20 protein-coding genes and 1 pseudogene are annotated in these 21,155 nt (G+C 75.0%); 10 read left to right on the top strand and 11 right to left on the bottom strand.

Annotation, left to right across the window (positions count from 1 at the left end; genetic code table 11):
* Positions 1-257: pseudogene (locus CR162_RS19905) on the bottom strand (hypothetical protein); the annotation flags it as partial.
* 19 nt (positions 258-276) lie between these two features.
* Here CR162_RS19905 and CR162_RS19910 point away from each other — a divergent pair.
* Positions 277-423 (top strand): molybdopterin-binding domain-containing protein, encoded by a 147-nt coding sequence (locus CR162_RS19910; protein ID WP_367604166.1) that lies wholly within the window; start codon positions 277-279, stop codon positions 421-423.
* On the opposite strand, the gene CR162_RS19915 is transcribed toward CR162_RS19910, so the two are convergent.
* The 3 genes from CR162_RS19915 to CR162_RS19925 are packed head-to-tail and all read right to left on the bottom strand — an operon-like array spanning position 404 to position 2,617.
* Positions 404-757, bottom strand: a complete 354-nt coding sequence (locus tag CR162_RS19915) for a DUF6525 family protein (RefSeq protein WP_245870501.1) — start codon at positions 755-757, stop codon at positions 404-406. The genes CR162_RS19910 and CR162_RS19915 overlap by 20 nt on opposite strands.
* Positions 758-765: 8 nt before the next feature.
* Positions 766-1,974: a zinc metallochaperone GTPase ZigA gene (zigA, locus tag CR162_RS19920; protein ID WP_099097258.1), complete on the bottom strand. Its 1,209-nt coding sequence runs from the start codon at positions 1,972-1,974 to the stop codon at positions 766-768.
* Between the two features lie 4 nt (positions 1,975-1,978).
* Entirely contained in the window at positions 1,979-2,617 is a 639-nt protein-coding gene (locus CR162_RS19925) for a DUF1826 domain-containing protein (protein ID WP_099097259.1), read from the bottom strand.
* A 119-nt stretch (positions 2,618-2,736) separates the two neighbouring features.
* Between CR162_RS19925 and CR162_RS19930 the strand changes: the two genes are divergently transcribed.
* From CR162_RS19930 to CR162_RS19950, 5 genes are all read left to right on the top strand, one after another.
* Positions 2,737-4,275, top strand: coding sequence for an ABC transporter substrate-binding protein (locus CR162_RS19930; RefSeq protein ID WP_099097260.1), 1,539 nt, complete (start codon positions 2,737-2,739; stop codon positions 4,273-4,275).
* Positions 4,263-5,207 carry an ABC transporter permease gene (locus CR162_RS19935; RefSeq protein ID WP_099097261.1) on the top strand — a complete coding sequence of 315 codons (945 nt, stop codon included), beginning with the start codon at positions 4,263-4,265 and terminating at the stop codon, positions 5,205-5,207. Before CR162_RS19930 ends, CR162_RS19935 begins: the two co-directional genes overlap by 13 nt.
* Entirely contained in the window at positions 5,204-6,067 is an 864-nt protein-coding gene (locus CR162_RS19940) for an ABC transporter permease (protein ID WP_099097262.1), read from the top strand. Before CR162_RS19935 ends, CR162_RS19940 begins: the two co-directional genes overlap by 4 nt.
* The gene (locus CR162_RS19945) at positions 6,064-7,467 is read left to right on the top strand and encodes an ABC transporter ATP-binding protein (RefSeq protein WP_099097263.1); all 1,404 of its coding nucleotides are present in this window, start codon (positions 6,064-6,066) and stop codon (positions 7,465-7,467) included. The genes CR162_RS19940 and CR162_RS19945 overlap by 4 nt, the downstream gene beginning before the upstream one ends.
* 302 nt (positions 7,468-7,769) lie before the next feature.
* Positions 7,770-8,249, top strand: a complete 480-nt coding sequence (locus CR162_RS19950) for an Hsp20/alpha crystallin family protein (protein ID WP_218014946.1) — start codon at positions 7,770-7,772, stop codon at positions 8,247-8,249.
* A 138-nt stretch (positions 8,250-8,387) separates the two neighbouring features.
* On the opposite strand, the gene CR162_RS19955 is transcribed toward CR162_RS19950, so the two are convergent.
* The gene (locus CR162_RS19955) at positions 8,388-9,230 is read right to left on the bottom strand and encodes a universal stress protein (protein ID WP_099097265.1); all 843 of its coding nucleotides are present in this window, start codon (positions 9,228-9,230) and stop codon (positions 8,388-8,390) included.
* 98 nt (positions 9,231-9,328) lie between these two features.
* Positions 9,329-10,039, bottom strand: coding sequence for a helix-turn-helix domain-containing protein (locus CR162_RS19960; RefSeq protein ID WP_176559954.1), 711 nt, complete (start codon positions 10,037-10,039; stop codon positions 9,329-9,331).
* 320 nt (positions 10,040-10,359) lie between these two features.
* Here CR162_RS19960 and CR162_RS19965 point away from each other — a divergent pair, with 320 nt between their 5' ends.
* Complete coding sequence (locus CR162_RS19965) at positions 10,360-10,719, top strand: response regulator transcription factor (protein ID WP_141563260.1); 360 nt, start codon at positions 10,360-10,362, stop codon at positions 10,717-10,719.
* Positions 10,720-10,777: 58 nt separating this feature from the next.
* Here the strand turns inward: CR162_RS19965 and CR162_RS19970 are convergent, their stop codons facing one another.
* The 3 genes from CR162_RS19970 to CR162_RS19980 form a co-directional block, all read right to left on the bottom strand.
* Positions 10,778-11,473 carry a response regulator transcription factor gene (locus CR162_RS19970; RefSeq protein ID WP_099097268.1) on the bottom strand — a complete coding sequence of 232 codons (696 nt, stop codon included), beginning with the start codon at positions 11,471-11,473 and terminating at the stop codon, positions 10,778-10,780.
* The gene (locus tag CR162_RS19975; protein ID WP_176559955.1) at positions 11,470-13,524 is read right to left on the bottom strand and encodes a PAS domain S-box protein; all 2,055 of its coding nucleotides are present in this window, start codon (positions 13,522-13,524) and stop codon (positions 11,470-11,472) included. Before CR162_RS19975 ends, CR162_RS19970 begins: the two co-directional genes overlap by 4 nt.
* Positions 13,525-13,721: 197 nt before the next feature.
* Positions 13,722-14,153, bottom strand: a complete 432-nt coding sequence (locus CR162_RS19980; RefSeq protein ID WP_099097270.1) for a CBS domain-containing protein — start codon at positions 14,151-14,153, stop codon at positions 13,722-13,724.
* Positions 14,154-14,336: 183 nt separating this feature from the next.
* On the opposite strand from CR162_RS19980, the gene CR162_RS19985 reads away from it, so the two are divergent.
* Together CR162_RS19985 and CR162_RS19990 are read left to right on the top strand one after the other, a co-directional pair.
* Positions 14,337-15,677: an HAD-IIB family hydrolase gene (locus CR162_RS19985; protein WP_099097271.1), complete on the top strand. Its 1,341-nt coding sequence runs from the start codon at positions 14,337-14,339 to the stop codon at positions 15,675-15,677.
* A 21-nt stretch (positions 15,678-15,698) separates the two neighbouring features.
* Entirely contained in the window at positions 15,699-16,046 is a 348-nt protein-coding gene (locus tag CR162_RS19990) for a hypothetical protein (RefSeq protein WP_099097272.1), read from the top strand.
* Positions 16,047-16,137: 91 nt separating this feature from the next.
* Here CR162_RS19990 and CR162_RS19995 read toward each other — a convergent pair whose 3' ends face one another.
* The gene (locus CR162_RS19995) at positions 16,138-18,480 is read right to left on the bottom strand and encodes a heavy metal translocating P-type ATPase (protein WP_099097273.1); all 2,343 of its coding nucleotides are present in this window, start codon (positions 18,478-18,480) and stop codon (positions 16,138-16,140) included.
* Positions 18,481-18,795: 315 nt separating this feature from the next.
* On the bottom strand, positions 18,796-20,478 hold the full coding sequence (gene glgP / locus CR162_RS20000; protein WP_099097274.1) for an alpha-glucan family phosphorylase: 1,683 nt from the start codon (positions 20,476-20,478) through the stop codon (positions 18,796-18,798).
* Between the two features lie 486 nt (positions 20,479-20,964).
* On the opposite strand from glgP, the gene CR162_RS20005 reads away from it, so the two are divergent.
* On the top strand, positions 20,965-21,155 hold a 191-nt coding region (locus tag CR162_RS20005), incomplete at its 3' end, for a CBS domain-containing protein (RefSeq protein ID WP_176559956.1).

The following is a 21,155-nucleotide window of genomic DNA, read 5'->3' on the forward strand; positions in this document are numbered from 1 at the left end:
AGCACCGCTCCTACACCACGCGATGGGACACGACCCCTGGCCGCGCGCGACAGCACGAGATCCGCCAGCGCGCCGGTGTCGGAGGCGGCAAGGAAGGGCACGGGTGCGGCGATCGGCGCGTCGCCGGTGACGGCGCACACCGAGGGGTCGTCCATCGCCTGCAGGCGCCGGTCCTGCCCCGCCCGCGCCGCCTCCAGCTTGGGGTAGGGGGAAAGCCGGAAGCCCACCGCCATCCTGTCGCGCCAGACCGCCGGCACGCGGGGGCGCAGCCTGATCGTGAACCTGCCGGGCAAGCCCTCGGCCATCGCCGAATGCCTGGAGGCGGTGTTTCCCGCCATCCCCTGCTGCATCGACCTGATCGGCGGCCCCCGGCTGGAAACCGACCCGGCCATCTGCCGCGCCTTCAGGCCGGCGGGGAGCTGAGGTCGCCGCCGGCCCGCCGCAGGATGCTGGCGCCCGCCGCGTCATGCGGCAGCGGCTGGCCATGGGCCGCGCGGTAGGCGGCGGCGAAGGCCTCCCGCTCCAGCGCCTCGCACTGGTCGAGATGGCGCAGCAGGCGGCGCTCGGCGCGGGCGCTGCTGCCGGTCTGCCGGCGGAACATCCGCCACAGCAGCAGGGCGTTCACCGCCCAGGGGTCGTAGGCATGCGCCTGCATGCGCTGGCGGATGGCGGGCGGCAGGGCGTCGAAGCAGGCCCATTCGTCGCCCGGCCAGCGGCGCCAGCGGCCCTCCCGCGCGGTGGTGTCGTTGCGCGCCATGGCGCGCCTCACCGCCAGGCCGGAAACGGATCGGGCAGGCGGGCCCAGGCGGCCGGGCCCCCGCGCATCTCCCGCTCCGTCAGCAGGCAGCCCTCCAGGGCGCGGCGCAGCGCCGCCTCGTCCATGCCGGCGCCGATGAAGACGATCTCCTGCCGCCGGTCGCCATGCGGCTCCACCCAGTTGCGCAGCACGCCGGCCCGCCACTCGGGATCGGCAGGCCAGCGGCTCTCAGGCAGGGCGGCGAACCAGTGCCCTGCCGCCTCGTGCCGGCCGATGGCGCCGGCGAGCTGCCAGCCGCCGGCCCAGCCCATGCGGCTGGCCAGCCAGAAGAAGCCCTTGGCCCGCACCACGCCCGGCAGGTCGGAATGCAGGAAGCGGTGGAAGCGCGCCGGATGCAGCGGCCGGCGGCTGCGCCAGACGAAGCTCGCAATGCCGAATTCCTCCGTCTCCGGCAGGTGGTGCCCGGCCAGCGCCTGGGCCCAGCCGGCCGCCTGCTGGGCGCGGGCGAAGTCGAAGCGGCCGGTGTCGAGCACCTCCGCGAGCGGCACCTGACCATGCGTGGCGCAGCGAATGGCGGCCTGCGGGTTCAGGGTGGCAAGGATGCCGGCCAGCCGCCGCAGCTCCGCCGGCTCCACCAGATCGGCCTTGTTCACGACAATGACGTCGGCGAACTCCACCTGCTCGACCAGCAGGTCCGCCAGCATCCGCGCATCGCCCTCGCCGGCCGTCTCGCCCCGCGCGGCGAGGCTGTCGGCGGAGCCGCAGTCGCGCAGGAAGGCCCGCGCATCGACCACCGTCACCATGGTGTCGAGCCGGGCGATGTCGCTCAGCGAGCGGCCTTCCTCGTCGCGGAAGTCGAAGGTGGCGGCGACCGGCATCGGCTCGCCGATGCCGGTGCTCTCGATCAGCAGCGCGTCGAACCGCCCTTCCTGGGCCAGGCGGCGCACCTCCCGCATCAGGTCGTCGCGCAGCGTGCAGCAGATGCAGCCATTCGACATCTCGACCAGCTTCTCCTCGGTGCGCGAGAGCTGCCCGCCCTGCGCCACTAGGGCGGCGTCGATGTTCACCTCCGACATGTCGTTGACGATGACGGCGACACGCCGGCCCTCGCGGTTGGCCAGTACGTGGTTGAGCAGCGTGGTCTTGCCGGCGCCGAGAAAGCCGGAGAGCACGGTGACGGGCAGGCGGCGGTCGGTGCCGGGGCGTGGCAGGGGCATGGGGTCAGTCCTCATCGCCTTCATCGAGGCAGAGCAGCAGGCGCGGGCGCAGGGCGCGCCCCGCGGCGTTGCGCGGCATGGGTGGGGAGCGGTGGATGCAGCCATGGCCGGGCAGCCCCGCCTCGCCGCGCATCACCGCGACGGCACCGGCCGGCAGGCGCAGGATGACGGCGGGGTCCGGCGGCTGGGCCGCCTCGCCGCCGGGCAGGGGCAGCCATTCGGTGCCGGCGCCGCAATAGGTGCAGAGCAGGCGCAGCCGCACCGCGTCGGCATGGAAGCGGGGGCAGCCGTCATCGGCCACGCCCTCCAGCCGCAGGCGGATGACGGGCCGGGCCGACACGGCCTGGAACAGCAGGGCCAGGAAGCGGAGGTCGGCCGCCAGGACACGCGACCGCGGCGGCGGCAGATCCGCCAGCGCGGCGGCCGCCACTTGGTCCGGGCTTCCCTGGTAGGATCGGCTGAAGGGCGCCAGCCCCGCCAGACCGGACGCCGCCTGCTGCAGCGCGCGCGGCAGGGCGCGGCCCCAGATCGCCAGGGAGACGCCGGGCTGCAGGACCTCGAACAGCGCGAGCGGCTCGGCGGCGGCCAGCATCCGGGGTGCCCGGGGATCGTCGGCGGTCAGGGCTTCGCAGGCCAGGAACATGGCATTCGTTATGTTATAGTATAACGTACTGCGCAAGAGCGCTCGCGATGCTCTGGCGAAGCGTGGCGCGCCCATTTTTCTGCATTGCAATGTTATAATGTTTTAGGCATCCAGCAGGCATGACCGCAGCCCCGCTTCATCGCCGCTCACTCCTCCTTGCCGCCGCCGGCCTGCCGGCGCTGGGCCGGGACGTGGCCGCGCAACCCGCCGCCGACACCTTCCGTGTCGTCACCTCGAACGAGATCAACGGCCTCGATCCGGGCCGCTCCGGCCATGTCTTCGCGCGGATGCAGGTGGCGGAAACGCTGCTCGGCGCCGATGACGGCGGCCGGCCGGTGCCGCAGCTCGCGCGCGAATGGAGCCTGTCGGAGGACCGCCTGACCTGGCGCTTCGCCTTGCGGGAGACGGCGCGCTTCCACGACGGCTCGCCGGTGACGGCCGAGGCGGTGGCGGCCTGCCTGGAGCGGGCCCGCGCGCCGGGTGGGCTGCTGGGCAACGCGCCCATCGCCGCCATCGCGGCGGAGCCCGGCGCCGTGGCGATCCGCACCAGCCGCCCCTTCACGCCGCTGACCGCCTTTCTCGCGCATTACAGCACCATCATCCTGGCGCCGGCCGCCTTCGAGGGGCAGGCGGTGCGCGCGGTCATCGGCAGCGGCCCCTACCGGGTGGCGGAGCTGCTGCCGCCGCAGCGGCTGGAGGTCGAGCGTTCGGCGCACTGGGACGGCCCCACGCCCGCCATCGGCCGCGCCATCTACCTGGCCGCCGGGCGGGGCGAGACGCGGGCCGCCATGGCCGAGGGCGGGCAGGCCGAGCTGGCGGCGCAGCTCGCGCCCGAGACGGTGCAGCGGCTGCGCCGCAACCCGCGCGTGCTCATCGACAGCCGCCCCATCCCGCGCACCCGTCTCATCAAGCTGAACTGCGCCTCGCCGCTGTTCAGCGACGTGCGGGCGCGCCGCGCGCTCAGCCTGGCGCTGGACCGCCAGGGCATGGCGTCGGCGCTGCTGCGCTCCCCCGTCTCCAGCGCCACGCAGCTCTTCCCGCCCGCCATGGCGGAATGGCACGTGCCCGGCCTGCCGCCGCTGCGGCGCGACCTGCGGGAAGCCCGGCGCCTGCTGGCCGGGCTGGGCTGGCAGCCCGGCGCCGACGGCATCCTGCGGCGCGAGGGCCGGCCCTTCTCCTTCACGCTCCGCACCTTCTCCGATCGGCCGGAGCTGCCGGGCCTGGCCACCGCCATGCAGGCGCAGCTGCGCGAGGCGGGCATCGAGATGAAGGTGGCCGTCGTCAACAGCCGCGAGATCCCGGCCGGCCACCGCGACGGCACGCTGGAGGCGGGGCTGATGGTGCGCAACTTCTCCCTGGTGCCGGACCCGCTCGGCACCCTGCTGCAGGATTACGGGCCGGGCGGCGGCGACTGGGGCGCCATGGGCTGGTCCTCGCCGGAGCTGGGCGGCGTGCTGGAGCGGCTGGGCGAAACCGCCGAACCCGCCGAGCGGGCGGCGCTGCGGGCGCGGGCCTCGACCATTCTGCACGAGGCGCTGCCGGTCATCCCGGTGAGCTGGTTCGAGCTTTCCACCGCCATCTCCCGCCGCGTCGCCGGGCTGGGCGTGGACCCTCTGGAGCTCTCCTTCCGCATCGCCGGTGCCCGATGGGCGGACTGATCCGGGTGCTGGGCGGCCGCGCCGTCCAGGCGGTGCTGGTGGCGCTGCTGGTCGGCACCGCCTGCTTCCTGATGGTGCGCCTGCTGCCGGGCGACATGGCCTACCGCATCGCCGCCAGCCGCTACGGCTACGACCTGGTGGACGGCGCGGCGGCCGAGGCGGTGCGGCAGGAGCTGGGGCTGGACCGGCCCTGGCCCGTCCAGCTCGGCGCCTGGTTCGCCGGCCTGCTGCGCCTCGACCTCGGCGTCTCGCTGGCCTCCGGCGAGGCGGTGACGGAGGCGCTCGGCATCCAGCTCGGCCACACGCTGCTGCTCTCGGCGACGGCGCTGCTCTTCTCGCTGCTGCTCGGGCCGCCGCTCGGCGCGCTGGCGGGCCTGCGCGCCGGCGGCTGGTGGGACGGCGCGCTGCTGGCGCTCTCCGCCGCGCTGCGCGCCATTCCCGCCTTCGTGCTGGGCGTCGCTCTGATGCTGTGGCTGGCGGTGGAATGGGACTGGCTGCCGGCCGCCGGGGTGGGGGGCTGGCGGGAGGTGGTCCTGCCGGCGCTGACGCTGGCGCTCGGCCTCGCCGCCGGCTCGTCCCGCGTGGCGCGGGACGCGGTGGCCGCGGTGGTCGCCTCCCCCTTCTTCGGCTTCGCGCGGATGAAGGGGCTGGACGATGCCGCCGCCTTCCGCCGGCACGGGCTGCGCAACGCCGCCGTGCCGGTCGTCGCCTATCTGGGCCTGCAGCTAGTGATCCTGGTCGAGGGCGTGGTGGTGGTGGAATCCCTCTTCGCCTGGCCCGGCATCGGCCATGCGCTAGTGCATGCCGTGCTGGGCCGCGACATCCCCATGGTGCAGGGCACGGCGCTGACGATGGGGCTGCTCTTCGTCGCGCTCAACGCCTGCACCGACCTGGCCTGCTGGCTGCTGGACCCGAGGCGCCGCGCCGCATGACCCTTTCCACCGAACATCCGCCCGCCGGGCGCTTTCCCACCAGGCGCTTCTTTGGGCGCTTCTTTGGGCGTTTCTCGGGGTGTCTCTCGGGGCGGCGCCTGCTGGGCGGCGCCATGCTGGGCGCCGTGGCCGGCTTTGCCCTGCTCGGGCCGCTGCACGGGGCCGACCCGCTGCGCCAGAACCTTTCCGCCACGCTGCTGCCGCCGGGCGGCGCCCATCCGCTGGGCACCAACCACCTGGGCCGCGACATGCTGGCCCGGCTCGCCGCCGGGGCGCGGCTCTCCTTCGGCCTCGCGCTGCTGGCGGCGCTGGCGGCGGCGGCGGCGGGCACGCTGCTCGGCCTCCTGGCGGCGCTGCGCGGCGGCTGGACGGAGCGCCTCCTGCTCGGCCTCGCCGACGCCGTGCAGGCCCTGCCGGCGCTGCTGCTGGTGGTGCTGGTCACCGCCTTCGCGCCCGGCGCGTTCCTGCCGCTCTATCTCGGCGTCGCCCTGGCGCTGTGGGTGGAGTTCTTCCGCATCAGCCGCAACACCGCCGCGGGCGTCCTGGCCCGGCCGCAGGTGGAGGCGGCGCGGCTGCTGGGCTTCGGCACCGCCCACATCCTGCGCCGCCACCTCTGGCCGGAGGTCGCGCCGCTGGTCGCCACGCTGTTCGCCTTTGCCGCCGGCACGGCGGTCACCACCGTCGCGGCGCTGGCCTTCATCGGCGTCGGCGCCCGGCCGCCGGTGCCGGAATGGGGCAGCATGATGACCGAGCTGCTGCCCTACTACGCCGAGGCGCCGCTGGCCCTGCTGCTGCCGGCGCTGCTGATCTTCATCACGGTGCTGGGCCTGCACCTGCTGGCGGGGCGGGAACGCGCATGAGCCTTCCGAGGGGATTGACCGTCGAGAACCTCCGCATCCTCGGGCCGGAGGGCGTGCTGGTGCGGGGCGCGAGCTTCGCCCTCGCCCCGGGCGAGCCGCTGGTGCTGCTGGGGGAGACCGGCTCGGGCAAGTCGCTGCTGGCCCAGGCCATCATGGGCGTGCTGCCGCCCGGCCTGCGCGCCGAGGGTCGCATCCTGCTCGATGGCCGGGACCTGCTGCCGCTGCCGGCGCGGGAGCGCCGGGCGCTCTGGGGCCGCCGTATCGCCATGCTGCCGCAGGAGCCCTGGGCGGCGCTGGACCCCTGCATGCGCGCGGCCTCCCAGGTGGCGGAGGTGGACCGGCTGGTGCATGGCCGCAGCGCCGCCGAGGCCGTGCGGCGCACGGCGGCGCGCCTGTCGCGCCTGGGGCTGGAGGGCGCGGGGCGGCGCTATCCCTTCCAGCTCTCGGGCGGCATGAACCAGCGCGTGGCGCTCGCGGCCACCGAGGCCGCCGGCGCCGCGCTGCTGATCGCCGACGAGCCCACCAAGGGGCTGGACGCCGCGCTGCGCGACACGGCCGGCGCCCTGCTGCGGGCAGAGGCGGAGGCCGGGCGGATGCTGCTGGTCATCACCCATGACGTGGCGCTGGCCCGGTTGCTGGGTGGCCAGGCCATGGTGATGCTGGCGGGCGAGGTGGTGGAGGCCGGCCGCCTGCCCGGCCTGCTGGAGGCGCCGGCGCATGACTACACGCGGCGCCTGGTCGGTGCCGAGCCCGCCCGCTGGCAGCCCTGGCCCCGCCGGCGGCCCGGCGCCCCGGTGGTGGAGGCGAGCGGCCTGCGCCGGCGGCTGGGCGGGCGGGAGCTGTTCGGCGGCCTGGACATCGGCATCGGCGCGGGCGAGGTGGTGGCGGTCGCCGGCCCCAGCGGCTGCGGCAAGACCACGCTGGGCAACCTGCTGCTGGGCCTGGGGCGGCCCGACCAGGGGCAGGTGCGGCGGGGCGCGCGGGCGGCGCCGCCGCGGCTGCAGAAGCTCTACCAGGACCCGATCGCCGCCTTCGCGCCGCACCAGCCGCTGGGGCAGGGGCTGGCGGAGCTGCGGCGCCGGCACGGCCTGCCCCCCGGCGCCGGGGCGGCGCTGCTGCCGCGGCTGCGGCTGAGCCCGGCCCTGCTGCAGCGCCGGCCGGCCGAGGTTTCGGGCGGCGAACTGCAACGCCTCGGCCTGCTGCGCGCCTTGCTGCTCGACCCGGTGCTGCTCTTCGCCGACGAGGCGACCTCGCGCCTCGACCCGCTGACCCAGCAGGAGGTCATGGCGCTGCTGGGCGAGTGCGTCGCCGAGCGCGGCATGGCGCTGCTGGTGGTCACGCATGAAACGGCCTTGGCCGAGAAGGTGGCGGGGCGGGTGGTGAGGCTGGGCGGCGGCTGACGCCGCGCGGCGCGGAGGCGGGGAAGGAGGCGGTTTCCGGCCGGGCCCGCTTGCGGCCCTTGCCGGCTTCCGGCCCCGGCGCCGCCGCGGGTGCTGATGTAGATCATGGCGCCAGGGGCACCGCTCCGGGACGCTCGGGGATGGCGGGGGCGCCCATCCGCCGCCGCCGTTGCGAGACCGTGGGAGGAGCAGCCATGACCGACGACACGACACCTTCGAAGCCCCCGCAACAAGCTCAGGGCTCCGCGCCCGCCCAAACCCCATCTGGCCAAACCCCGCCCGCCCCCGCTCCCATTCCCGGCATGCCGGAGCGCTTCTGGCAGCCGCTGACGGGGCTGCGGGACGAGGTGGACCGCATCTTCGACAATTTCTGGCGCGGCTTCGCGGGCGGGCCGCCGCGCCGGGGCGAGATGATGCAGCCCTGGCGGGCCGGCCTGCCCGTTTCCATGTCCGCCCCCGCCATGGACGTCGTCGAGGACGAGAAGGGCTACCGCATCGTCGCGGAGCTTCCGGGGATGGGGCAGGAGGATGTGGAGCTGAGCCTGTCCGGCGACACGCTGACCATCAAGGGCGAGAAGAAGGAGCGGCGGGAGGAGAAGTCCACGAACTACTACCTGTCGGAACGCCGCTTCGGCTTCTTCTCCCGCTCCTTCGAACTGCCGCAGAGCGTGAAGCGCGACGGCATCGAGGCGAGCTTCGACAAGGGCGTGCTGACGGTCCTTCTGCCCAAGACGCCGGATGCGGCGCAGCAGACGCGCAAGATCGAGGTGAAGTCCGCCTGACCCTTCCCCGCGCCCGCCCCCCGTGCCCGCCTCCTGTGCCCGCGTGGCACCCTGCCGGCGCGGGGGCGCGTGGCGCGGGCGGTGCGCCCGGCCCGATCTCCCGCCCCCCATCTCCCGCCCCGGCCCCCGGCCGGGCCTTCAGTGCGACAGCAGCACCGGGATCGTCGCGCCGTGCAGCAGGCTCCGCGTGACCCCGCCCAGGACCATCTCCCGCACCCGGCCATGGCCGTAGCCGCCGATCACGAGCAGGTCCGCGCCAAGGTCGGAGGCCGTGTTGAGCAGCACATCCTCCACCCTCAGCCCGTCGCCGGTCATGGAGGTGGCGGCGGACACGGTGGCGCCGTGCCGGGCCAGGTGGCGCGCGACATCCTCGGCCTGCACCCGGCAGGCCGTCTGCTCGGCCTCCTCGCCGAACACCGAGAGGACCTGCACCGCCTCGGCCGCCCGGATCAGCGGCAGGGCGTCGCCCACCGCGCGCGCCGCCTCGCGCCGGTCGTTCCAGCCCACCAGGATCCGCCGGGCGCCGAAGTCGCGCGGCGGGGTGGGCGGCAGCAGCAGCACCGGCCGGCCCGCCGCGAACAGGACCGCCTCCGCCAGGTCGGCATCCAGCCCGGCCCCGTCGGAACGGCCGAGGATGACCATGTCGGCATAGCGCGCATGCTGCGCCAGCACCGCGTCCGGCGTGCCCTCCACCAGCCGCCATTCCGCCTGGATGCCTTCGCGCCGCGCGGCCTCCTCGAACTTCGCGCGGATCTGGTCCGCCTGTTCCTTGGCGGACCGCTCGGCCTCGTCGAGGATCATGCGCCATGTGGCGGAGCTCACATAGCCGTCCATGGCGGCCATCAGGGGCCATTCCATGCTGTAGACGTGCAGCGCCGTCAGGTGGGCGCCATGGCGCCGGGCGAGGGAGATGGCCGCGTCCAGGATGGCGGGCGCCGCCTTGGGGTTCGGCAGGTAGGCGAGGAGGTCTTTCAGCGACATGGCTTTGCTCCAGTCCGGACGGCCCGCCCCGTGCGGGCCCGTTGTTGCGCCGGGCGGCGAGCCGGTCCGGCGGGATCGCGCGGGCGCGCCGCGCGGGCTCAGGCGGCGGCGCGGCCCGGCTCGGCGGCTTGCATCAGCCGGCCGGTGTCGAGGAGATGCAGCCGGTGATTGTCCTCGATGGCGATCATGCCGGCCTTCCTGAGCAGCGTCAGGGTGCGGCTGACCGTTTCCGCCGTGAGGCCCAGATAGTCGGCCATGTCGTATCGCGACATCGGCAGCGCCAGGCCCTCGCGGCCGGGGCGGGCGCGCGCGGCCAGGTCGAGCAGGAAATGGGCCACGCGCTCCGTGGCGCTCCGGCAGCCCAGCAGGATGAAGCGGTCCTGCGCCGCCGCCAGCTTCTCCAGGGTGTAGGCCTGCCATGACTGCGCCGCCAGCGGCTCCCGGTCCAGGCAGGCCTCGAGATCCCGGCGCGCGAAGGCGATCAGCACCGCCTCCGTCACCGCCTCGGCCGAGAAGCGGTGCTCCTCGACGCCGTCCAGGCCGAACACCTCCCCCGGCAGCGCGAACTGCGCGATGAAGCGCCGCCCGTCCGGCAGCATCCGGCACACCCGGACCGCGCCCGAGACCACCCTGTAGAGCTGCCGGATCGCGGAGCCCTCGGCATAGATCTCGCTGCCGCGGAGATGGCGGCTCGGCCGGCCGGGAATGGCCGCCCCGCCCCGCTCCGGCCTGTCCGTGAACGGAAGGAACGGCGGCAGGCACGGCGGCAGGCCTGGCGCCGGCTTCGTGGCGCGTGTGACGTTCGGCATGGGACGCCTCCACCAGGGATGTGCCGGAACAGTCTCGGCGCAACGCCATCTCGCCTCCATTCCGGAAAACCACGTCCGTGGAATCACGTATCGCCCCTCCTCTTCCGGGCTCCCGCTGATCCGCGTCAGGGCGCGCCGCGCGCCGGCCCGCATCCTGCGGCGGGACGGCCGGAAAGGCGGGGCGGGACGGGCGCGGCCCGCCAGCGCCGCCCCGGGGAACAGACGCCATGCGCACGAGCCGGGAGCCCCGCGGAAAGGAAGGAGACCGGGCCTGCGGCGGCCATGGCGCGGAAGGCGCCGGGCCGGCGGGCAGGATCCTGGTGCTCAGCGACGATGCCGAGGCGCGGCGCGCCCTGGTGCTGATGCTGGAATCCGACGGGCTCATCGCCTACCCCTTCGCGAGCGTCGGCGGCCTGCTCGAGGCGGTCGGCGCCCTGGGCGAGGCGAGCGCCGGGTGGTGCTGCCTGGTGATGGCCGGTCATCTCCGCGCCAGTGCCATCGCGCCCGGGTTGCTCGCCCCGCTGCGGCGCATCGACAGGCTGATCCCGGTCGTCATCCTCGCCGCGCGCCCGGGCAGGGGAGCGGGGGGGATGCCGGCCAGCCACCCTGCGCTGTGGTATGCGGACCCCCTGGTGCCGGAGGAGATCCTGCGTTCCGTGCGCGACGCGCTCCGGACGTGATCCCTTCGGGCGTGATCCCTTCGGGCGTGCCGCGCGCCGCAAGGGGCGGGGGAGGCCGCTAGCCGCCATACTGCGCCAGCACGGCGAGGCGCACCGCCTCGGCGAAGCTGCCGACGCCCAGCCGCGCCATCAGCTTCATCCGGTACACCTCGACGGTGCGCGGGCTGATCCCCAGCTCGAAGGCGATCACCTTGCTGGGCTTGCCCTCCATCGCCAGCTCCAGCACCTCGCGCTCCCGCGCCGACAGCGTGGCCACCAGCTCGGTGGCCAGCGCGATGTCCGCCCGCTGCCTGGAACTCCTCGGGCTGAAGCTCCTGGGCGGCTCCGCCGTGCCGGCGCGCCGCTGCTCCGGCCCCGCCATGGCGCTCCTGAGGGTGGACAGCAGCGCCTCGTCGTCGAACGGCTTCTCCACGAAGTCGGAAGCGCCCGCCTTCATCGCCCGCACCGCCGTCGCGACATCCCCATGCGCCGTCATCACCACGACGGGATGGCGGAAGCCCCGCTCCCGGAGGTCGTGGAGCAGGTCCAGGCCGGTCTTGCCGGGCATGCGGATGTCGGTCAGCACGCAGCCGCCGGCCGGCCATTCGATGGAGGGAAGCTCGGCGAGGAACTCGTGGGCCGACGCATAGGTGTGGGCGGGCATGCCGGCGGCCTGGAGCAGCGTGGCCACGGCCCAGGACACCTCGGCGTCGTCGTCGATGACATGGACCAGCGGCGGGCCCGGAGGAGGGGGCCGCGCCCCGGGCGGCGTCATGGCTCCTCCTCCTGCGGCGGGCTGGAGCGGCACGGCGCGGGCGGCAGGGTGAAGCGGAACGCCGCGCCGCCGCCGGGATTGGCCTCGCTCCACAGCCGGCCGCCATGCGCCTCCACGATCGAGCGGCAGATGGAAAGGCCGACGCCCATGCCGCCGCGCTTGGTGGTGACGAAGGGCTCGAACAGCCGGTCCGCCACGGCCGGAGAAAGGCCGGGTCCCGTGTCGAGCACCGCCACCTCCACCATTCCGCCGCCGGCGCGGCGGGCGGTGACCGTCACCTGGCGCGCCCGCCCCTCCGTCCGCCCCTCCGCTGGGTTGCGGGCCCGGTCGCCATCCGGCTCGCCCAGCGCCTCCACGGCGTTGCGGACCAGGTTCAGCAGGACCTGCTGGACCTGCACCCGGTCCACCAGCACCGGCGGCAGGTCCGGCTCGAGCCGGATCTCGATCCCGATGCCCGGCTGGGCGATCCCCGGCAGCGCCAGCTCGCGCGCCTCGGCGATGATGCCGGGCAGCGAGGCCGGCTCCTTCTCGGCCTCGCCCTTGACGACGAAGTCGCGCAGGCGCTGCATGATCTGGCCGGCCCGCAGCGACTGGCAGGCGGCGCGGTGCATGGCCTCCAGCGCGCGCGGCGGCAGCGCGCCATGCACGGGCGAGGCCTCGAGAAGGCGCAGCGCCGCCCTCATGGAGCTGGCGATCGCGGTCAGGGGCTGGTTCAGCTCATGCGCCAGCGCGGAGGCCATCTCGCCGGCGACGCTGAGGCGGGCGACATGGTGCAGCTCGGCCTGCAGGTCGGCGAGCCGCCGCTGCGAGGCCTCCTGCTCGGTGAGGTCGCGGACGAAGCCGGTGAACAGGCGCTTGCCCCCGGAGCTGGCCTCGCCCACCGAAAGCTCCATCGGGAAGAGCGAGCCATCCCGCCGCTGGCCGCGAACCCGCCGGCCGATGCCGATGACGCGGCGCTCGCCCGTCCGCAGGTGGTGCGACAGGTACCCCGGGTGCCGCGCGCGGTCGGGCTCGGGCATCAGGATGGACACGTCCTGGCCCAGCGCCTCCGCGGCGGGCCAGCCGAACAGGCGCTCGGCGGCGGTGCTGAACGAGACCACGCGGCCCTGGTCATCGATCACGATCATCGCGTCGGGCACCGTGTCGAGGATGGAGCGGAGCTGGTCCTGGCTTTCCTCCAGCGCGCGCCGGGTCCGGCTCAGCTCGGTGACGTTCGTCCAGGCCGCGTAGATCAGGCTTTCGCCGTCCAGCTCGACGGGCTCGGCGCGCACCAGCATGTCGAGGCTGTCGCCCGCGCGGTGCCGGAAGCGCGTCCTGACCTCGCCGCCGCTTGTGCCGAGCTGTGACGCCACTTCGGCAAGGCTCCTTTCCCCGGGAATGGCGGCCTCGAAGTCGGGCACGCGCAGGGAGGTGAACGCCTCCATGCTGTGGCCGAGCTCCTGGCAGGCGCGCCGGCTGGCCTGCCTGACCCGCAGCGACCCCCGCTCCAGCAGGGCGATGCTGACCGGAGCGGCCTCCAGCAGGACCCGCGAGCGGCGTTCCGCCTCGCGCGATGCCTGCTCCGCGCGCCGCCGGAGCCACGCCGCGGCACCATAATGCGCGACCATGCCCAGGAAAGTTACGTTGTCGTTATCAAAGCGGTCGGCCTGTTCCGTGGCGAAGGCCAGGGTGCCCAGCACCTCCTGGCCGGCCAGAAGCGGAAAGCAGAGATAGGCGCGGAAGCCCAGCGCGGCGGCCGGCCGCGCGGCGGGGTCGGCGGAACGCCGCAGCGCGGCGCGGTGCGCGAATTGCCGCGTCCGGGCCACCTGGTCGCAGACGGCCGCGACGAATGGCAGCCGGCCAAGCGCCTCCGCCTTGCCGGGGTCCAGGCCCGCCGCGGCCTTCAGCGCCCATCCGCCGGCCGTGGGCACATGGCTGAACACCGCATCGGCGCCGAGCCGCGCGGACAGGGCGGGAAGCAGCGCCGCCAGCGCCTCGTCCGGGTCCCCGGCACCGAGAAGCCGCGCCCCGATCTCGGACAGCAGGGCCAGGCGGTTGGTTCGATCGCGCAACGCGGCCTCGAGGCTTCGCCGTGAAGATCCGGCGCCGATTGCAGCACCGCGCAAGGCAGGCCATCAACGCCTTTCGCGTGGCGCCGGGCAGCGCAGGGCCATCTCCCGGCGAGCGTTGCTCCGGAGGCGCCGCCCAGGCCGGCCGCGCGCCCCGGCGGACCCCGCGCCGGCCTCAGCCCCGGCCGCCGGCGCCGCCTTCAGCGCAGCACTTCGAAGAACCGGCTTTCCTCGTTCAGCCGGGCGTGCTCCATGGCGCGGAAGTCGTAGCGCGACACGATGCCGATCACGCGCCCCTCGTCGCAGATCGGCAGGTGGCGGAAGCCGCCGTCATCCAGCAGCCGCAACGCCTCCATGGCGGTCTGCGCCGGTGCCAGCGTCACCGGGTTGCGCGTCATGACGCGCTGGAGCGGCGTGTTGCGGCCATCGCACCCTTCGGCCAGGCAGCGCACGGCGTCGCGTCCGGTGAAGATGCCGGCGAGAAGGTTGTTCTCTCCCACCACCAGCACGGCGCCGACCCGGCGGCGGTGCATCGCCGCGCAGGCCGCCGCCACGCTGGCGTCCGAACTCAGCACCAGGGGGCGCTGGTCGCGAATGATCTCGGCGGCGGGGCGGTCCGGGGGATCGAGCATGGCTTCTTCTCCGCAGGCGGGCAGGTGAGCATCCGCCAGGCCGCCTTGTCCAGCGCTGATGCAGGTCAGGCCCTGGTGCAGGTCGGGGGCTGATACAAGGCAGGGCCGCGCGCGTTGGAGCGGAGGATGCGAGGGTGCGGAGCCGCGCGGCAGGCCCGCGCCACCGCTTGAGGAGCGCCGACGATGTACTTCCTGGGCCTGGCGGCGGATTACGACGGCACGATCACGGAGGATCGCAGGATGGCGCCTCCGACGCTCGCCGCGCTGCGGCGGCTGAAGGAGACCGGCCGCCGGCTCGTGCTGGTGACGGGGCGCGAGCTGCCGGCGATCCTTTCGCTGCTGCCCGATCCCCGGCTGTTCGACCGCATCGTCGCCGAGAACGGCGCCGTCCTGCACGACCCGGCCACGGGGGCGGAACGGCTGCTGGCGCCGCCGCCCTCCGAGCGGTTGCTGCGCCTGCTCCAGGCGCGCGGCGTCCAGCCCGTCGCCGTGGGGCGATGCATCCTCGCAACCTGGGAGCCGCACCAGAACGCCGTCCTCGACGCGATTCACGAGAGCGGGCTCGAGCTGCAGATCTCCTTCAACAAGGGCGCCGTCATGGTGCTGCCTTCCGGCGTCAACAAGGCCACGGGGCTGAAGGCGGCGCTGGACGAGCTGCAGGTCTCGGCCGCCAACTTCGTGGGCGTGGGCGACGCGGAGAACGACCACGCCTTTCTGCGGGCCTGCGGTTGCGCCGCGGCGGTGGCGAACGCGCTGCCGGTGGTGCGCCGCGACGCCGACCTGCCGCTCGCCGGCAGCGCCGGCGCCGGCATCGTGGAGCTGGCCGGGCGCATCATCGCGGAGGACGCGGCGCTGGCGCCGGAGGAGAAGCACGGCCCCTGGCTCGGCCATGACCGGCAGGGCAGGCCCGTCCATCTCCGCCCCGGCCAGGGCAGCACGCTGGTGCTGGGGCGCTCGGGCGCCGGCAAGTCGACGCTCGCCAAGGCGCTGACGGAGCGGATGGCCGAGCGCCAGCTCGAGTTCTGCGTCGTCGATCCGGAAGGCGACTACCTGGAGCTCGAGAACGCGGTGGGGATCGGAAGCCTCGCCGCGCCGCCGAACGCCACCGAGGCGCTGCGGCTGATCTCCCAGGCGGGCGTCAACGTCGTCGTCAACACGCAGGCCCTGCCGATCGAGCAGCGGCAGGGGCTCTTCGACAACCTGCTGCACCAGGCGGCGCATCTGCGTGCCCGCACCGGCCGGCCGCACTGGCTGGTGCTGGACGAGGCGCACCAGCTCCTGCCCGCCGGCCGCCATCCGCTGCCCGCGCTGCTGGACCAGGACCTGGGCGCCACGATCCTGGTGACCTACATGCCCGACGCCCTCGCCCACAGCGCCCTCGCGACGGTCCGCCTGGTCGTCGCGGTCGGCGCCGAGGCCGCGGCGCTGATCCGGGAGGTGAGCGGCCTGCTGGGCCGCGAGGCGCCTCCCTGCCCGGCGGCCGGGCCGGGCGAGGCGCTGTGCTGGCGCCCGGGGGCCGACTAGGCGCCCTGGCCGGTCCGGCTGGTGCCGCCGCGCCAGGACCACCGCCGCCATGCCGGGAAATACGCCGTGGGCGACGTGGGGGACCGCTGCAGCTTCTACTTCCATGACCGGCCCCACGGCCGCTTCATCAAGGCGCACAACCTGCACGCCTTTCTCGACGCCGCCTCCGCCATCGACGACGAAAGCTGGGAGCGCCACCTGCGGTCGGGCGACTTCTCGGCCTGGTTCCGGCACGTCATCAAGGACCAGGACCTCGCCCGCGAGGCGGCCATGGTCGAGCGGGACGAGGCGGTGCGCGCCGCGGAAAGCCGCAGGCTGATCCGCAAGGCCATCTGGCGCCGCTACGCCGCGCCCGGCCAGTGCCCGTGAGGCGCGGTCCGGCCGGGGCCGCCGCCTGGAGCGGCTTCCGTTCGCACTGGCCCACGGCAACTGCTCTGGGACATTGTCTTCAAGAGCATCTTCACCCGATCAGGTGATTCGACCTGACCGGGATCTGCTCTGGCCGGGGCGGCTCCGGCGCCTGGCGGTCCTCCAGCCCGGCGAGAACATCCTCCTCGGCCATGAGGTGCACCCGCAGCAGCGCCTCCAGCGCGAACAGCGTGCGGCGCAGGGAAGGCGCCAGCACCGCCCAGGCCACGCCCTGCTCCGCGAGCCGCGCGGCGGCGGCGATGCGGCCGGCCATCGCCTCGATCTCGGCATGCATGCGGACCAGCGCCGCCACGGACTCGCTGCCCAGCCGCTCCGCCGCCGCCGGGTACAGCATGCGCTCCTCCGCCTGCTGGTGCGGCAGCAGCTCGCCCTGCAGCTGGCGCACCAGCACGGAAAGGGCGGCGGGGTCCGCGCGGTTCTCGCGGAGCTGCTCCGCCGTGCCGCGGATCGTCTCCGCCAGCCCGCGCAGGGCCGCGTGCTCCGCCATGCGCTCCGCCAGCCCGGCCTCGGCGGGCAGCAGGGCGGGGCGGCGCTCCGCGCGCCCCGGCCGCAGTGCCGTCAGCGCGAAGAGGATGGAGAGCACGTCGATGCCCTCCTGCAGCAGCGCGCCCTGGAGGGGCGGCAGCAGCCCCGCCGCCGCGGGCAGCATGGCCGCGACCGAGGCGCCCATGCCGAGGCCGATGGCCCGCAGCGCCACGGCGCGCGACCGCCGCGCGATGGCGACGGCCTCGGCCACGCGGTCCAGCCGGTCCACCACCAGCACGATCCCCGCCGCCTCGGCCGCCGCCGCGGTGCCGGCCGCGCCCATGGCGATGCCCACCCGCGCCGCGGCCAGGGCCGGCGCGTCGTTCACGCCGTCCCCCACCATGGCGGTGGGCGCGGCGGCATCCTCCGCCCGCAGGACGGCGATCTTGTCCGCCGGGGACTGCTCGGCCAGCACCGCGTCCAGCCGCAGCGCCCGCCCCACCGCCAGGGCCGCGGCCTGCCGGTCGCCGGACAGCAGCACCAGCCGGCGCAGCCCCAGCGCGCGCAGCCGCCGGACGGCGCTCGGCGCCTCGGGCCGCGGCGCGTCGCTGAACACGAAGGCGGCGGCGGCCCGGCCATCGACCGCGAGCCAGGCGATCATGCCCTCCAGCTCCGCCAGCGCGGCGTCCGGGCCGAAGCCGCGCGGCGGCAGCCCGGCGTCGCGCAGGCAGGCCTCGCTGCCGAGCAGCGCGGGCCTGCCCTCCACCGTGCCGCGCAGGCCCGCGCCGGGCGCCTCCGCCACCGCCTCCGGCCGCGCCAGGGCGAGGCCCGCCGCGCGCGCCGCGTCGCACAGCGCGGCCGAGACCGGATGGCTCGACCCCTGGGCGAGGGAGGCGGCCAGGCGCAGCGCGGCCGCGCGTCCCAGGGCAGGGTCGGCGTCCACCGCCACCAGCGCCGGGCGGCCCGAGGTCAGCGTGCCGGTCTTGTCGAACACCACCGTGCGGATGCCGGCCAGCTGCTCCAGCGCGCCGGCATCCTTGACGATGATGCCGCGCCGGGCCGAGCGGCCGATGCCGGCCATCAGCGCCACCGGCGCGGCCAGGATCAGCGGGCAGGGCGTGGCCACCACCAGCACCGCCAGGGCGCGCAGCGGGTCGCCGCTGGCGAGCCATGCCCCGCCCGCCACCAGCGCCGTCAGCCCGACAAAGGCCACCGCCCAGCGGTCCGCCAGCCTTGCCAGCGGCGCCCGGCTGGCGGTCGCCGCTTCCGTCAGGCGGATGATGGCGGCGAAGGTGCTGCTGGCGGCGTCGCGGCTGGCGCGGAGATGGAAGGCGGGGCCGGCGTTCACCGCGCCGCTCTGCACCGGCGCGCCCCGCGCCAGCGCGACGGGCAGGGACTCGCCGGTCAGGGCGTGGAGGTCCAGCGTCGCGGCGCCGTCCGCCAGCACGCCGTCGGCCGGCACGGTGTCGCCGGGGCGGACCAGCAGCAGGTCGCCCGGCCCGATGGCTTCCACCGGGATGTCGTCCAGCGCGCCGCCCCGCACCCGCCGCGCCCGGCGCGGCGCCCGCGCCAGCAGGTCGGCCAGCGCCCCGCCGGCCCGCGCCCCCGCCCAGCCCTCCAGCGCCTCGCCGCCGGCCACCATCAGCGCGATCACCGCCGCCGTGGCCGCCTCCTGCATCGCAACCGCCGCCAGCATGGCCGCCAGCGCGACCACGTCCACCCCGGGCCGGCCGCCGCGCAGGCCGCGCCAGGTCGCCGCCGCGACATGCAGCGCCACCGGCAGCGCCGCCGCGCTCCAGGCCCAGCCGGCCGCCGCATCCGAGCCGCGCATCCACAGCGCCGCCCCCAGCGCCAGCCCGAGCGACGCCCAGGCGAGCCGGAGGTGCCGCAGCCTGTACCGTTCCGCCATTCCGCTCCCCGCCATCCCGCCCGGGAACACCTGCTGCCTTCCGGGCCGCCTTCCGAACCCCCCTTCCGGGCGGCGCGTGGCCCGCGGCTCGTGGCCCCGGCGCTTCCGCCCTGCCGCCGCGCGCCCCAGCCTCGCGCACCGCCGAGATGGTGCGCAACGGGCTGGCCGGGGTTTGCGCCGGATCGTCCCGCCGCCGGCACGGGCGATGCCGCCCAGCCCGCCCTCGCCAAGCCACCGGATCATCCCGCCCCGCGCCTTGCCGCCGCCATCCTCCGCCTAAAGCGCGGGACGCCGGGCGATGCCGGGCGCGGCCGCTCAGCGCAGATAGGCCTCCGTGGCGTAGCGCCGCATCATCCCCTGGCTGTGGAAGCAGGAGCCGGTCCTGGCGATGACCTGCCGCATCAGCCGGATCCAGCCGGGCCGGTCCCGGTGCCACAGCGGCAGCACCTGGCCTTCCAGCTTGGCGTAGAGCGCGCCGGCATGGCTGGCCGGGTCGTCGCGGTCCTCGCCGATGGCCCAGCCCGTGATGCCCTCCTCCCAGGCCTCCACCCACCAGCCATCCAGCACGCTGAGATGCGGCACGCCGTTCAGCGCGGCCTTCATGCCGCTGGTGCCGGAGGCCTCGAGCGGCGGCAGGGGCGTGTTCAGCCAGACATCGGCGCCCGCGACCATGATCCGCGCCAGGCTCATGTCGTAGCCGGCCAGGAACACCACCGGCAGCGCGTCCGCCAGTTCGGCCGCCATGCCGTGCAGCGACCGGATGAAGGCCTTGCCGCCCTCGTCGCGCGGGTGCGCCTTGCCGGCGATCAGGAGCTGGAAGGGCTGCTCGCGCACGATCGCGCGCAGACGGCCGATGTCGGAGAACAGCAGGTCCGGCCGCTTGTAGCCCGTCATGCGGCGCGCGAAGGCCATGATCGGCAGGTCCATCCGGAGCGCGACGCCCGTGCGCCGCCGCACCTCCTCCACCAGCTCCCCCTTCGCCTGCTCATGCGCCGCCCAGACGGCGGCCTCGGGCAGCCTGTCGGCGCGGCGCAGCACCTGCGGGTCGTGCCCCCATTCCGGCGCCAGGGTCTGGAACAGCGCGGCAAAGGCCGGGTGGGTCCAGCTCGGCACATGCACGCCATTGGTGACGGCGCGGATCTGGTAGCCCGGGAACATCTTCCGCGCCGTCTCGGCATGGCGGGCCGCGACGCCGTTGACCCAGCCGCTCAAGCTGAGCGCCAGCCGGGTCATGTTGAGCATGTCCTCCCCGGCCAGGCGCCGCAGCACGCCGGTCTCGATGAAGTCGCCCAGGACCTCCGCCACCAGCTCGTAGGAAAAGCGGTCATGCCCGGCCTCGACCGGGGTGTGGGTGGTGAACACGCAGCGCTCGCGCACCGCCTCCAGCCTGTCCGGCGACAGCAGGTCGCCGCCGTTCTCGATGTGGCGCAGCAGGGACAGCGCCAGCAGGGCGGCGTGCCCCTCGTTCATGTGCCAGGTCTCGATGGCAAGGCCCAGGGCCCGCAGCATGGCCTCCCCGCCGATGCCCAGCACGATCTCCTGCTTGAGCCGCAGCGCCTCGTCGCCGCCATAGAGCCGGTCGGTGATGGCGCGGTCCTCGGGCGCGTTCACCTCCAGCCGGGTGTCGAGCAGGATGACGGGGATGCACCCGCCATGCGGGCATTCGTGAAGATAGAGCCAGGGGCGTATCCACACCGTCCGCCCCTCGATCCGGACCGCCACGGCGGCATCGAGCGGCCGGGCATGGGCGGCCGGGTCCCAGGGGTCCGGATCGTCGATCTGGCCCCCATCCGCGCCGATGCGCTGCCTGAGATATCCCTGCCGGCTGACCAGGGTCACGAAGACCATGGGCAGCTCCAGGTCGGAAGCGGAGCGCATGGTGTCGCCCGCCAGGATGCCGAGCCCTCCCGAATAGGTCGGGATGTCGGGCTGGAGGGCGATCTCCATGGAGAAATAGGCGATGCGCGCGCGGTGCAGCGCGGGATTGGGACGCGTCATGGCACAACCTCTCGGCGGCAGATCAGGCGGGGCGGGTGCGGTGGCTTCCTGTGGGGCGGGGGAATGGCCGCGCGGGCGAAGGCAGGGGAGGTGCCCGGCGGCGGGGCGGCGGAGGAAGGGAGGCGGGGCGGCGCTCCGGACGGCATAGGTCCAGCCATAGCGGGGAATGCCGGCCCGCTGTCTTCACGGGTCTGTGTCTCCCCACCCTTGCCGCCGCGCCTTTCCGGTTGCCGGGGCCGGTTGCCGGGGCCGGTTGCCGGGGCCGGTTGCCGGGTCCGGTTGCCAGGCCGGGCGGCTTTTCCCGGCGCGCCGGGGCCATTCTCCCCGCTCCGCCTTGCCGCGGGCCGCCCCTGCTCAGGGGCCCGCGGCGGCCCGCCCCATCCCCCGGAAGGCTGTTCCAGATCAAGGCGCCGGCGGGCCCCGTCCTGCTAGCGCTGAGGCCGCCCACGAGAAGCGAGGAGGATCGCCATGCAGGTGAAGTCCATCATGACCCGGGATCCCGTGGTCGTGCCGCCCACCATGACCGTCGAGGCCGTGGCGCAGCTGCTGGCGCAGCGCCACATCTCGGCGGCCTTCGTGGTGGATGCCGCAGGCCTGCCGATCGGCGTCGTCAGCGAGGGCGACCTGATCCGCCGCCTCGCCCCCTCGGCCGAGGAGACGGGCCTCGGATGGCTGGC

Origin of the sequence: Teichococcus rhizosphaerae (genome assembly GCF_002631185.1) — a bacterium.
GTDB lineage: Bacteria > Pseudomonadota > Alphaproteobacteria > Acetobacterales > Acetobacteraceae > Pseudoroseomonas > Pseudoroseomonas rhizosphaerae.